Source organism: Lactococcus garvieae subsp. garvieae (assembly GCF_029024465.1).
GTDB lineage: Bacteria > Bacillota > Bacilli > Lactobacillales > Streptococcaceae > Lactococcus > Lactococcus garvieae.
Window position 1 is genome coordinate 1,088,937 of the sequence record NZ_CP118950.1, and the last position, 13,422, is coordinate 1,102,358.

The window sequence follows — 13,422 nt, forward strand, 5'->3', positions numbered from 1 at the left end:
ATTATTTTCCGTTCCAGGGCCCATCCATCGGGATATAAAAATCAGTATTTTTATGGTTTTGCGTGGCTTCAGTACGCTCTTCCTTGCGCTGTTCCACAGCTTGGGTACTCATCAAGCCATCATTGCGCCAATTGCGTAAAATGGCTTTGATGTAGTTGAGCGAAACCTTGCGGTTCACCACTGCTTCACGTAGGGCAAGTTTAATGAGCTCAAAATCGTACTTATCTTCAAACAAGAGAATACGAAGCTCTTCGCTTTGCATCGGAGTAATCATGCCCATTTCTGCTTCGAAAATATGGACCAATTCTTGCAGCTGGCTCTTACTTTGTTGTGTTGGTGCAGTTGTTTCTGCATGCTCTTCTTTAGTTAAACCATCTAATTGGTCTAATTTTTTTAAAGCTGGTGTGACATCAAAGATGGTTTCCATATCTCCAGCAATTCCGAGTAAAGTAACCTTTAAAGAGCCGAACTCTTGAAGATTGTCAATACTGCGGTTCACATCGGCAAGTTTTTTTCCTATTTTAGTTGCAATTTCACTTGGCGCTATATCACGATTTTCATATAAATAAAGCCAAACCAAAAAATCCTCTGCTGAAGGAAACACTTGAGCAAAATGCTCCAGCATAGCATGAGGAAGTACAATGTGTCCAGTCATGTAATTTTCATAGTAGGTCATAGTTCTATTTTATCATAAATGCTTCAATCAACCACAGATACATCATCATTGAGATACATATTTAATTTTTAAATTTTTTGACATAGACAAGACGCTCAACAAATGCAAAAATAATAACGATAATTACTGCAAGTGTACCATGAGAATCAACGATTCCTAATATTTTTAGAAGTGCAATAACCACAATTTCAAGTGCAATTAATACAGCGATAGCTCCTAGGTTTTTCATAAATCCCTCTTATAATTCTTTATTTTTAATAATGATTCATGTTATTTTAGCATAAGTGATGCTATAGGATCCTACATCTTGAGACCGATTTATTGATGTTTAGTCCATTTACAAAATATGATATGGAATAAAAAGGAAACTCTCATTACTAAGAGTTTCCTTTTTTATTGGTTGCCAATTTTAATCAAATTCTTCATATTCATTCGGATCTTGACCATCAATACGTCCGTCTGGTTTTTCCAGAGTATTAATCTGCGCTACCTCATCTTCAGTTAATTCAAAATCAAAAATTGCTAGATTTTTTCGTTGATGGATCAGATTTCTAGATTTTGGAATAGGAACAATGCCACGATCTACATGCCAACGTAGCACAATTTGACCAGCTGTCTTCCCATACTTTTCAGCAAGACTTGTGATAATAGGCTCTTCAAGGGCATCGTTTCTTCGCCCTAATGGACTCCATGCTTCCGTAATGATGCCGCGCTCAGCATTTGCTTTTACCATACGCTCTTGCACCCAATAAGGGTGAATTTCAATTTGATTGACGGCTGGAGTAACGCCTGTTTCAGTAATAATTTTGTCTAAATGCTCGGGTTCGAAGTTGGAAACACCAATGGAGCGTATTAAGCCCATTTTTTGAGCTTGAATTAAAGCCTTCCAAGCTTCCACATATAGTCCACGTTTTGGCAGGGGCCAGTGAATCAGATATAAATCAAAATACTCCAAGCCCATACGATAGAGCGATTCTTGAATCATGCCCAAAGCATCTTCATAATGATGATATTTTCCCGGTAACTTCGTCGTCACGAAAAATTCTGAACGCGGAAGACCTGAGCGACGAATGGCTTCACCGACTATCCCCTCACTGTCATAGTTGGTTGATGTATCCAAAAGACGGTAACCACTCTGGATAGCGGTCAAAACCTGATCCAGACCTTCTCCGCCACGGATCTGATAGGTTCCTAGACCCACACTTGGTATCAAATGGCCATCATTCATCGTTATTAAAGGTGTTTTCATTCGTAAATCCTCCTTATAGTTGAATTTCCACAGAAAATAAACACATATTCTCTATATTTTCATTCTAACATAGGACAGAGTTGAAGAAAAAATACCTGTTTATTAATTTTGGGCGATAAACTTTTTAGGTTTTCTTTCCCAAATTATCCTTTGCCAAACAAGGCTTTGTATTCGCCGTAGCCCTCTTCTTCTAATTTTTCAACCGGAATAAATCTTAAAGCCGCAGCATTTATACAATAACGCAATCCTCCTTGATCTTGTGGTCCATCATTGAACACATGTCCTAAGTGAGAATCAGCCTCCTTACTTCTTACTTCCACACGATGCATGCCTAATGAGAAATCAGCTTTTTCTTTGACACCACGTTTTTCTATGGGGTGAGTAAATGACGGCCAACCACATCCAGCATCATATTTATCCGTTGAGCTAAAGAGCGGTTCCCCGCTGACAATATCAACGTAAATTCCCTCTTGATAGAAATCATCGTATTTTCCTGAAAAAGGACGTTCCGTTGCATTTTCTTGCGTCACTGCATATTCTATGTCAGACAATCTTTGCTTGAGTTCTTCTTTTGAAGGTTTTTCCATGATAAACACCACCTTATCTGTTTTTCTCCCTTTATTATAGCACTCTCCCCATAAAAAGTAGTTGGTTCTGTCTGTAATTTCTCCTTAAGCTTTCTTGTTATATTAGCATAAGGAATACCACTTATCTAAGTGGTGTTTCTTCATTTTTGAACCCTACTTTTTAGCAATGTAATGCGTCTCACAATGACATTTTTTAATTTTATCGCGCCCACATTATCCATCACTTCGAGGCAAGCTGTTATAATTTTTTCGCCATTACTTCGACTTTCGAAAGCGTATATATAACATCCTTTTAAAACACGAGCAATCGCCTTACTTGTCAAATCCGATTCCACAGTGAGACTATTCAACCGTGATAAAACAATCCCAGCTTTTGTATCACACTCTGCTTCAATAAATACTAATTCAGCCTTGATCAAAATATTAATCAGCAATGCACGGTATTCATGAAGTGCCTTTAAGTATTTAAAAAAATTTTTATTTTTAAAAAATGTCTCGATAATATTCCAGATCAAATTTAGATTGAGCTGTTCCAACGTGTGGATGAGGATATATAACTCATACTGCCCCCAAAGTGGTCCTACTGATAAAAGAGATTCCACTTCTTGGATTTCTTTTTCCGACAGCTGAGTGTACGTTGCTTTAGCACTTAAAGCAATCATATAGGTAGATTCATTCTCATATTCTAGGTTTTTTTCATACAGATGTTGGAGCTCTGCCTCATCTTGATTATAATATGCATTTTCAATATTTTGAAACTGTGTAATAAAATATTCAGGTAAGCCGTTATTTACAAGCAAGGAATAATCTAAAATAGTAAGATTCATACTTTCTAGAAGCGCTTCAAGTTTGTCAAAAGATACTAAAGATTTACCGTTTTCAAACTGTGAAATCGTTGCTTTAGAAACACCACTTAGTGTATTCAACTCTGATAGACTCATATTTTTTTGTAACCTTAGGTTGCGGAATATTTTTCCATACTTACTATAAATCATTTTACACTAAACCCACTTTCGAGCATCCAAAGACAGATAAGTTTTATCATTATCTACTTCACAAGCTCTCACTTTCCAAGATAAAATTATATCTTTTTTGTTCTTAGGAGTATATACCAAACAGGATATGTTTAGAATTCTAAACATATCCTGTTTGGTATAGATTTTTTCTTGTCACTGGAGGCGTCTTTTTGTTATGATTGAAAGTTATTCGAAAAGAATTTTGTTTTCTACTATTATAATAGTAACCCTTTCTCTTTAAATGCAATAAAAAAACGAAGTTTTGCTAAACCTCGTTTTAGTTCATTATTATTTTGTTATTATATTACTTTATTACTTTGATTGGAGGATCAATTAGTAAAAGAAGCGAATGAGTATACCACCCATGATGAGGACAATGGCACCACACAAACGGTTGGCCATTTGTGCAAAGGCAATCATTTCCATACGATCAGAGGCAGAGAGAACGGCAATATTACCTGTTCCACCCATAGAGTTATTAATCATACCAGCACCGATAGCTGTTTCGACAGGGTACATACCTAAGGCAAGTCCCAAGAACCAGCTTGTCAAGCCCATCGCGATAACACTTGTCAGACAGAGCACAATAAATTGCCATGTCAAAGCAGAGCCTAGTGTGGTCAAATCAATCAATGCCAAACCAATACCTGCCAATACCGCATGTGTAAGATTGGTCATGATGATTTGGTTAAACATCACAACCGATTCTTCCAACTCTTTTGGTACAGCATCAAAGGCTTTGAGAACAAAGACGATGATAATCATAAAGGCGTATTCATGGATATTTGGGAAGAATTTATTCAAGATCACACCCACCATGAGTAGGGTAAAGGCATACAGCATACCGACACCAATTTTAGTGGCATCAAATTCAATTTTAGGTTTTGCAAGTTCTTCTTTTGTCGCAGAAACTAAGGTGCCGTGACCATTGTATTTTGATTTTGCAAAGATTTTAGAAATGGAGAGCGCCCCAATGATGGCAATAATATTCCCAAAAGTTACTGCGGGAGCAAGTTGAGAGAAAATTGCAGTTTGGTTACCATTGGCTAAACCATCAGCATAGATTTGTGATAAAGGTGTAATTCCGGCTCCCATACCACCAGACATCATTGGCATTGAAACATACATGACAGAGTCTGCAAAACCATTGCCAAGCAAGACACCCATACCACCAACAGCGAAGAACCCAACGACCATTGTGACCAAAGCAACAGGGATAAATTTAGCAGAAGCTTTGACAAGCAAACTTCTGTTCATTCCCAAGATTGATCCACAAATCAAGGCTGCAATATAGAAATCAAGAAAACCAAACTGACCGCCCATAAATTTGCCTACTGCATCAATCACATTTGCAGGAATGATATGGAAAAAGGATAAGAGAGTTGCACCTAACAAAGTGAAAACTGATCCACCACCCAAATATGAATTCATAATGGGTAATTTTTCACCAATAAAGTAAAGCAAGTGCCCCAACAGTACTAATAGGAGAGTAATACCCACCATGTTAAGTGGTAATTTTCCTAAACCTATTGTCACTGCCAACACAATCATAAAAAAGGCATAGAGAGGAAGACTTATTCCTGAAATTTTTATTTCTTTTAATTTTTTCATTTTAATCCATTAACCTCTTAGTATTTTGGATACCATTTCATCTCGCGAACGGCTTTCACCATATCTTTTTCTTGAGCTTGTGCCAAACCTTGTTCTTGAGCTTTTTTAGCTACTGCTTCTGCAACTTTGATTGAAACATCAGCAACATATTCAAATGGAGGAAGCACAGGAGCACCAGCAGCGCCTGGATCAACAAGACCACTCAATGAGTGCGCAGCGGCACCAATCATTTCATCAGTAAGAAGTGATGCTTCTGAAGCCAACATACCAAGTCCCAAACCAGGATAGATCAAAGCGTTATTTGCTTGACCGATTTGGTAGTCGACACCTTTATAAGAGACAGTTCCTGAAGGAATACCTGTTGCAACAAAGGCTTTACCATCAGACCATGTAATCACTTGTTCAGCAGTTGCTTCCAATTTTTTAGTTGGATTTGAGATTGGGAAAATAACTGGGCGTTCAGTGTTGGCACACATTGCTTCAACAACTTCTTTTGTAAATGCACCTGCATCAGTTGAAGTACCTACCAAGATAGTAGCTTTAACTGTTTTGATAACATTGGCTAAGTCTGTCATATCGCCAGCATTTGCAAAATCTGCACGTTTTTTAGCAAATGGTTTTTGTGCTGGAGTCAAATCTTCCATATCATCAAAGAGCAACCCTTGTTTATCCATCATAAAGAAATGGTTGTAGGCTTCTTCTTCTGAAAGTCCTTCACTTACCATCTCCGCATGAACACGGTCAGCAATCCCTGCACCAGCAGAGCCACCACCGTAGCAGAGGTAAACTTGGTCTGTTAATTTTTCACCTGTGATATCAAGTGAACCGAAGATACCACCTAAAACAACAATACCAGTTCCTTGGATATCATCGTTGAAAGTTGGAATTTCTTTTTTGTATTTGTTCAAGATATTTGCAGCATTTGAACGTCCGAAGTCTTCCCAGTGCAAGTAAAGTTTAGGGAACATTGCTTCAGCAGTTTCCACAAACTGGTCAACAAAGTCGTAATATTGGTCCCCATAAACACGGGCGTGACGATTTCCAAGATACATTGAATCTTCCAAGAGTTCTTTACGGTTAGTCCCTGCATCAATAACGATAGGAAGAACTGAAGCTGGATCGATACCGGCTGCTGCAGTGTAAACCATTAATTTACCAACGGAAATATCAACACCTTGTGTTCCCCAGTCACCGATACCGAGAATTCCTTCAGCATCTGTCACAACAATCAAACGGATATTGCGATCGCCCGCTGCATTTTTCAATGTTTCTTGAATATTTTCTGGATGGTTAATATCAAGATATGCAGCATATTGTGGATCTACAAATAGACGGCTGTAGTTTTCAATTGTTTCAGCAATAACTGGATCATATACGATAGGGTTAAACTCTACGATATGTTGGTTAAACAAATAGTAGAACAAAGTACGGTTTGTATTGAATATTTCCATCAAGAAATGGCGTTTCTCTAAATCAGATGGTTTTTCCAAGTAATGTTGGTAAGTTTGTTCTGCTTGTTCTTCAAGTGTTTGAACATAAGGTGGCAAAAGACCAATTAAGCCAAGTTCCTTACGTTCTTCCATAGTAAATGCTGTTCCTTTATTTAAAAAAGGATTGTTTAAAATTTCATGTGCACGCATTCGTACGTCCTCCAAATTTATTATTCCTATAAGAAATTCTTACAAGATGTATTTTAATACTTATAAAAAATTATAGTCAAACCTTTGGGTTATAATAAATATTATTTATAACAAATCGATAAACTTGTGATAGAATATAAGGGTCAAAGGAGCGTTTAAACTAATGAATTTGCATGATTTCGAGTATTTTAATGCCTTAGGGGACTTGTTGTCTTTTACTGCTGTTTCTAATCATTTTGGGGTAAGTCAGCCGACAATTACCTACGCCGTAAAGAGATTGGAACAATATTATAACTGTAATTTAATATACAAAGATCCTTCTCACCGAACAGTTGTCCTAACAGATGAAGGGAAAATATTGAAAATTCATATCGAAAGTATTTTGGAAGAGTTGGCACTCACGCAAAGAGCCATCGAGCATTCTAAAAATCATCAAAATCATATTGGTTTCCCCCCTATTATTCGAGCAAAAATTCTGGCTCAACTCTTAAACGATAAAGAGGCGATTAGCTTTTTATCTAAGTTTGATTTAGTATCGGGTGGCTCGGAGGAACTTCTGGCCAAACTTATCTCCGGCTCAATTGATTTTAGCCTTATAGGCAGCATTGCTCCCCTGATGCACCCCAACCTTTTTGTGAAATTGCTTTACCAACGCGAATTTTATATCTTTGTCTCTAAAGATAATCCACTTGCCTCACGTCAAGAAATTTCGTTTAAAGAAGCTTTGGATTATCCTTTTATCCTGCTTGATGAAAGTTTTGTGCATATGGAAGCTTTCCAAAATTTGAATGAAAAATACAAGAAAAAAGCAAAAGTTCTCTTTAATTTTTCGGATATCCATACTATTGGCCAACTGGTCAACTCAAATGTTGGCATAACCTTGATGACCGATTTTCTTCCCTTTGCCGATATGGATAGTCTTATAAAGATACCACTAATACCTGAAGATAAGCAAATTTTTCATGTTCAATATGCTTATTTAAGAAGTACACTTCTCAATGCGGACTTGAAAGAATTGATTCGCTTACTGGATGAGCTAAATGAAAAAATAGATTGAAGTGAAAAGAGATTCTTTCTCTTTTTTCTTTGTTAAATTTTCTCCGTTTTTTTCACAAACTTTCGCCAACCGCATAATTCCGGAAAGAATTGTTTGACAAGCCCCCCTCAAAAAAGGTAAAATATTCACAAAGACTATGTAAAGGAGATAACATGGCTGGCTCCCAAGTTAATAAACAACTACCCAAGGCAACGGCAAAACGTTTGCCTCAATATTATCGCTTGTTCAAACTTTTAGTTGATGAACAAGTAACACGCACAAACTCACAACTTATTTCGGAAAAAATTGGTGTGGATGCAGCGACGATTCGTCGCGATTTTTCACTCTTTGGTGAGCTGGGACGTCGAGGCTATGGTTATGAAACACGCGCTTTACGTGATTTCTTTGGAGAATTACTCGGACAAGATCAAGAAACGCATATCGCACTCGTAGGAGTCGGTAACCTTGGACGCGCCCTTATTAATTATGAATTCCAAAACCGCAATAAAATGCGCGTTACCCAAGCTTATGATGTTCCAGAAAATCCACTCGTTGGTACAACAACTTCTACAGGTGTTCCTATCTACGACATCGCTGACTTCTCTAAAAATATTAAAGATTCAAAAATCAAAACAGCAATTATTTCTGTCAATAAAGAGAACGCTCAAGAAGTCGCAGATATCCTAGTTAAATCAGGTATCAAAGGTATTCTTAACTTTTCACCCTTGCGCTTGCAAGTTCCTGAAGATGTTGTCGTTCAGTCAATTGACTTAACGAAAGAACTTCAAACCCTCTTATTCTTTATGTCAAATAAGGACATCAAATAAGTTGAGAGCTTAAAAATAAAAAAGTACATAGGAAGGTTGACTTCCTATGTACTTTTTATTCGCCCAATAAACCTTCTTCTCTAAAGCTCAAATAAGAAGCCTGGCCTGTAATGATATGATCTAAAAGTTGAATACCTAAAGCATCACATGCTTGCTTAATCTTCTGCGTGAACAGCTTATCTTGTTGGCTTGGTTGGGTAAGCCCGGAGGGATGATTATGTGCAATGATGATCCCTACAGCTAAATTTCTTACTGCATGATGTAAAATTTCCCGGGGATTGGCAATGGAATGGTTCACAGCACCAATAAAAATCGTTTTTTTCTGAATAATGCGATGCTGTGCGTCTAGGTAGATTGCGACTAAATTTTCCTGTTCAAAATCAGACATCTCATCTGCTAAACTCAACCCAAATTGGCGAGATCCTATCACTTGTCCGTATCTTTTTCTTTGGGTCGTATGGATTCGTTTACCCAGTTCAATCATCGCCCGAATTTCCAAGGCTTTGATAGGCCCAATACCGGGAATTGCTTTCAGCTCTGTTAGAGAAGCCCGACGAAACTCTTCTAAACTGCTAAAGGTTGTCAAAACCCGTGCAGCAAGTTCCATAACATTTTCTTTTTTACTGCCTGTTCGGAGTAAAATGGCTAAAAGTTCTTGTTCACTCAGCTTTTCTGATCCAAAAATGTTCAATCTTTCTCGGGGTCTCATCGGATATTGTTCTTCTTTAATGTGATACACGACTTTCTCCTTAATCATTTATACGAAAAAAGAGTGTAGGTATCACTCTTTTTTAGAACATAAAAAAAGTGGATTTTTATAACCCACTTTTTTATTTCGTTTTTATTCCACTGTTACAGCTTTGGCAAGGTTACGTGGTTTATCAACATCCAATCCTCGTTGGACAGTTGCGTAGTAAGCGATAAGCTGTGTGGGTACCACCATTGATATCGCTGAAAGATAAGGATGAACGTTATTGATAACGATATCATCATCTTCACGCGCTACAGCTTCTTCGACAATCGTAATTGCTGAAGCCCCACGTGCCACTGTTTCCATAACGTTTCCACGGGTGTGTGCCGCAACTTCTTCATTATTTGAAATAAGGGCAATAACAGGTGTACCATTTTCAATCAAGGAAATTGTTCCGTGTTTGAGTTCACCAGCAGCAAAGCCTTCACATTGGATATATGAAATTTCTTTTAATTTTAGACTGGCTTCCATAGAGACAAAATAATCTTGTTTGCGTCCGATATAGAAGGCATTTCGTGCTTCTGGTAAAAGCTTGGCTACAACATCGGAAATCAATTCCTTCTCTGACAATGTAGATTCGATAGATTGTGCCACGAGTGAAATTTCCTTAACCAAGTCAAAAGCAAGTGACTTAGGATTTTGGTCTGCATCGCCTACAGCTTTTGCTAAGAAGGCGAGCGTTGCAATTTGTCCAGTGTAAGCTTTTGTAGAGGCCACCGAAATTTCAGGCCCTGCACCAATCAGCATTGTGTGTGTTGCTTCACGTGACAATGTAGAGCCAGGAACATTTGTGACCGTTAAACTTGGATGACCAAGCGCATTTACTTTTACCAATACCTGACGGCTATCTGCTGTTTCACCGGACTGTGAAAGGAAGATAAACAAAGGATTTTTGCTTAATAGTGGCATACCATAGCCCCACTCAGAAGCCACGCCAAGTTCAACTGGTGTATTCGTCAGCTCTTCAAGAATTTGTTTTGAAGCATAACCTGCATGAAGCGATGTTCCTGCCGCAATAATATAAATACGATCTGCTGCTTGAACAGCTTTAACGATATCCGTATCAACAGTTAATTGCCCGTCTTGATCGGTATAAGTTGAGACCAATTTACGCATTACTGTTGGTTGTTCATCAATTTCTTTGAGCATGTAGTAAGGATATGTTCCTTTACCAATGTCAGAAAGGTCAAGTTCTGCTGTGTAGCTCTGGCGCTCAACCTTATTTCCTTCATAATCCATGACTTCTGCCTTATCTTTAGTTAAGATAACCAGTTCTTTATCATGAATTTCCATAAATTCAGATGTTTCACGAATCATTGCCATGGCATCAGAACATACCATGTTGTAGCCATCACCCAAGCCAATAAGTAAAGGCGATTTGTTTTTCGCAACATAGATCACGTCAGCATCTTCAGCATCCATAAGAGCAAAAGCATAAGAACCTTCAATAATAGAGAGGGCCTTTTTGAAGGCTTCAAGTACAGAGAGTCCTTCTTCTTCTGCAAACTTAGCGATGAGATGAACAGCCACCTCTGTATCTGTTTGACCTTTAAATGTATCCTTAGCAAGATATTCTTCTCTGATTTCTGAGAAGTTTTCAATTACACCATTGTGTACTAAAACGAAACGTCCTGAAGTAGAAGTATGAGGATGCGCGTTATCTTCGGTTGGTTTCCCATGGGTCGCCCAACGTGTATGACCAATCCCTGTTGATCCTGTAACGTTATCACCTGTTTTTGCCTCTAAATCTGCAATGCGTCCTACAGATTTCACAAGATTCACTTGACCTGCGCCATCAGCAACGAAGATTCCTGCTGAATCATAACCACGGTATTCAAGTTTTTCAAGACCTTGCATTAGAATGTCTGTTGCATTACGATTTCCGACAACTCCTACGATACCACACATATTAATTTCTCCATAAGCTAATTGGTATAGTTAGCTTTTTCTTTATTTTTCGTCAATAAGAACATGATAATACAATGTTTTGTATTTGTCAAGAATAATAATTCTTTAATTGGTATAGTTTGTCAACGAGTAAAAAAAATAAATCTTCCGATTTACTTTAATTGTAATTTTAATAATGCTTTATCTATTTCTGTAAGTACCTTTTCGAGGTCTTCTGTATTATTTACGAAGTCAAGTGCATCTCCATTAATCCGAATTTTAGGGGACACATCATAGTTTTCATACCAAGCTGGGTATTCTTCATGGACTTGATGGTAATATGCTTTTAATTCAGGTTGATCATCAATCTGTTCGAAACTACGCCCACGTTGTGCAATCCGGGAAAGCATTGTTTCAAAACTCACATCAATATAGACCAGTAAGTCAGGACGCTTTTTAGGCATTCCTTCCATTTCTTCGAGCATATTACTGAGCAAGTTCTGATAGATTTCTAATTCTGTTTTAGTGACATTGCCATTTTTATAGTTTAGAGTTAAGAAAAGTTCGTCTTCAAAAATTGAGCGATCAAGGACATTATTCTCTTGAGTATAAGCCATTTTGATTGATTCAAAACGCTTGTTCAAAAAATAGATTTGCAATAAGAACGCATACTTTGTCGGATCTTGATAATACAAGTCAAGAACCGGATTATTATCTACGGCTTCGTAATACACCTCTGTTCCAAGATGCTCCCCTAAAGCCTTTGCCAAGCTTGATTTTCCAGCTCCTATTGTTCCTGCTAAAACAATCACAGTTTTCATCCTCCTCAAGTCCATCAAGGACCTTATTTTTTTATTATTGCTCTGACGCTAAGATGTATGCTCTAATTTGAGACATGAAATACAAAGAGCCTGTCATTAAAAGTACATCGTCTTCATGTAAATTTTCTTTTAATGATGCATATGTGCTCTTCCAATCTTCTGCCAGCGTCACATTTTCTTTTTCTAAATACGCAAAATCTTCTAATTTTAAAGCTTTCGGATAATCAAAAGTTGTTAAAATTAGCTTCGAATTATCAACGGTTTGCAACATTTTAATCATCTCTGTAATATCTTTTGTGACCAGTGCTGAAAAGAGAATCGTAATTTTCCGCCCTGAAAATTCATTTTTAAAGTTTTCCAAGAGTCGTTGCATAGCATGTACATTATGAGCACCATCAAGTAGTGTTAAAGGTGCTTGACTGACTTCTTCCATGCGCGCCGGCCAAAAAGTTCTTCTTAAACCCTCTCGGATTGCTTCTTCTGAAAGTGATAATCCTACTTTATGTGCGTAAACCATGGTAAGTTTAACCGCAAGTGCTGCGTTGTCTATTTGATGTAGACCAAGTAAAGATTTTTCTAAGTTGAGCAAGTGAATTTCATCATCCTTGTAATTAAATCGCTCATTTTCAAGGATTTCTACCTGATAATCAATACCGTATTGATAATGTTTCGCTTGATTTGTTTGAGCTGTTTCCGCAATAACAGCTAGGGCTTCGTCCGCTATTTTCCCTGTCACCAAGGGTGTGTCTGGCTTAATAATTCCAGCCTTTTGGGCAGCTATCTTCTCTAGTGTATCCCCTAAGATATCCATATGATCCATGCCGATAGTTGTAATTGCAGTTGCTACAGGTTGAATGACATTAGTACTGTCTAAAAGTCCCCCTAAACCTACTTCAATCAAAGCTACATCAACATGTTCATCTGCAAAATAGCGAAACGCCAGAGCGGTAATAATTTCAAATTCTGTGATCCCCGCCAGTCTTTCGTCTTTGTCCATTTCCTCTACTAATGGTTTAAGTTGCTCGACATACTTGATAAGTTTTTCATCAGGAATAGGATGGCCATTAATCGCCATCCGTTCGCCAAAAGTCTCAATAAATGGACTGGTAAATGTAGCTACAGTCAAGCCCAACTGCTCCAAAATACCTCGGGTAAAAGCAACAGTTGAGCCTTTGCCATTTGTACCAGCAATGTGAAGCATCGACAACTCTTTTTCAGGGTTCCCGAGCAATTTAAGCAAGGCTTCAATTCGTGTCAATCCTGGGCGGATATTAAATTTAAGACGAGAATGTATCCATTCTAGTGCTGTTTCGATAGTCAT

At 37.8% G+C, this 13,422-nt stretch carries 13 protein-coding genes; 2 read left to right on the forward strand and 11 right to left on the reverse strand.

Going from position 1 to position 13,422, the window contains the following annotated elements:
* Window position 1: 1 nt before the first annotated feature.
* The 7 genes from PYW30_RS05380 to PYW30_RS05410 form a co-directional block, all read right to left on the reverse strand.
* The gene (locus PYW30_RS05380; RefSeq protein ID WP_042218228.1) at window positions 2–676 is read right to left on the reverse strand and encodes a DnaD domain-containing protein; all 675 of its coding nucleotides are present in this window, start codon (window positions 674–676) and stop codon (window positions 2–4) included.
* Window positions 677–737: 61 nt separating this feature from the next.
* On the reverse strand, window positions 738–905 hold the full coding sequence (locus PYW30_RS05385; RefSeq protein ID WP_169740174.1) for a hypothetical protein: 168 nt from the start codon (window positions 903–905) through the stop codon (window positions 738–740).
* Window positions 906–1,085: 180 nt separating this feature from the next.
* The gene (locus tag PYW30_RS05390) at window positions 1,086–1,925 is read right to left on the reverse strand and encodes an aldo/keto reductase (protein WP_042218230.1); all 840 of its coding nucleotides are present in this window, start codon (window positions 1,923–1,925) and stop codon (window positions 1,086–1,088) included.
* Window positions 1,926–2,068: 143 nt separating this feature from the next.
* Entirely contained in the window at window positions 2,069–2,512 is a 444-nt protein-coding gene (msrB, locus tag PYW30_RS05395; protein WP_019291704.1) for a peptide-methionine (R)-S-oxide reductase MsrB, read from the reverse strand.
* Window positions 2,513–2,652: 140 nt separating this feature from the next.
* On the reverse strand, window positions 2,653–3,507 hold the full coding sequence (locus PYW30_RS05400; RefSeq protein WP_080719670.1) for a helix-turn-helix domain-containing protein: 855 nt from the start codon (window positions 3,505–3,507) through the stop codon (window positions 2,653–2,655).
* A gap of 354 nt (window positions 3,508–3,861) precedes the next feature.
* Window positions 3,862–5,139 (reverse strand): 2-hydroxycarboxylate transporter family protein, encoded by a 1,278-nt coding sequence (locus PYW30_RS05405; RefSeq protein WP_017371074.1) that lies wholly within the window; start codon window positions 5,137–5,139, stop codon window positions 3,862–3,864.
* 17 nt (window positions 5,140–5,156) lie between these two features.
* Window positions 5,157–6,779: a malolactic enzyme gene (locus tag PYW30_RS05410; RefSeq protein WP_042218235.1), complete on the reverse strand. Its 1,623-nt coding sequence runs from the start codon at window positions 6,777–6,779 to the stop codon at window positions 5,157–5,159.
* Between the two features lie 163 nt (window positions 6,780–6,942).
* Between PYW30_RS05410 and PYW30_RS05415 the strand changes: the two genes are divergently transcribed.
* Together PYW30_RS05415 and PYW30_RS05420 are read left to right on the forward strand one after the other, a co-directional pair.
* A complete protein-coding gene (locus PYW30_RS05415; RefSeq protein WP_042218238.1) occupies window positions 6,943–7,836 on the forward strand; it encodes a LysR family transcriptional regulator in 894 nt (297 codons plus the stop codon).
* Between the two features lie 152 nt (window positions 7,837–7,988).
* Window positions 7,989–8,642 (forward strand): redox-sensing transcriptional repressor Rex, encoded by a 654-nt coding sequence (locus PYW30_RS05420; protein WP_004257122.1) that lies wholly within the window; start codon window positions 7,989–7,991, stop codon window positions 8,640–8,642.
* A gap of 55 nt (window positions 8,643–8,697) precedes the next feature.
* On the opposite strand, the gene radC is transcribed toward PYW30_RS05420, so the two are convergent.
* The 4 genes from radC to PYW30_RS05440 all read right to left on the reverse strand — a co-directional run bounded on the left by radC (window position 8,698) and on the right by PYW30_RS05440 (window position 13,422).
* Entirely contained in the window at window positions 8,698–9,381 is a 684-nt protein-coding gene (gene radC / locus PYW30_RS05425; protein WP_042218241.1) for a RadC family protein, read from the reverse strand.
* 102 nt (window positions 9,382–9,483) lie between these two features.
* Window positions 9,484–11,301, reverse strand: a complete 1,818-nt coding sequence (gene glmS, locus PYW30_RS05430; RefSeq protein WP_014024821.1) for a glutamine--fructose-6-phosphate transaminase (isomerizing) — start codon at window positions 11,299–11,301, stop codon at window positions 9,484–9,486.
* Window positions 11,302–11,453: 152 nt separating this feature from the next.
* Window positions 11,454–12,092, reverse strand: coding sequence for a deoxynucleoside kinase (locus PYW30_RS05435; RefSeq protein ID WP_096822694.1), 639 nt, complete (start codon window positions 12,090–12,092; stop codon window positions 11,454–11,456).
* A 43-nt stretch (window positions 12,093–12,135) separates the two neighbouring features.
* A complete protein-coding gene (locus PYW30_RS05440) occupies window positions 12,136–13,422 on the reverse strand; it encodes a bifunctional folylpolyglutamate synthase/dihydrofolate synthase (protein ID WP_042218243.1) in 1,287 nt (428 codons plus the stop codon).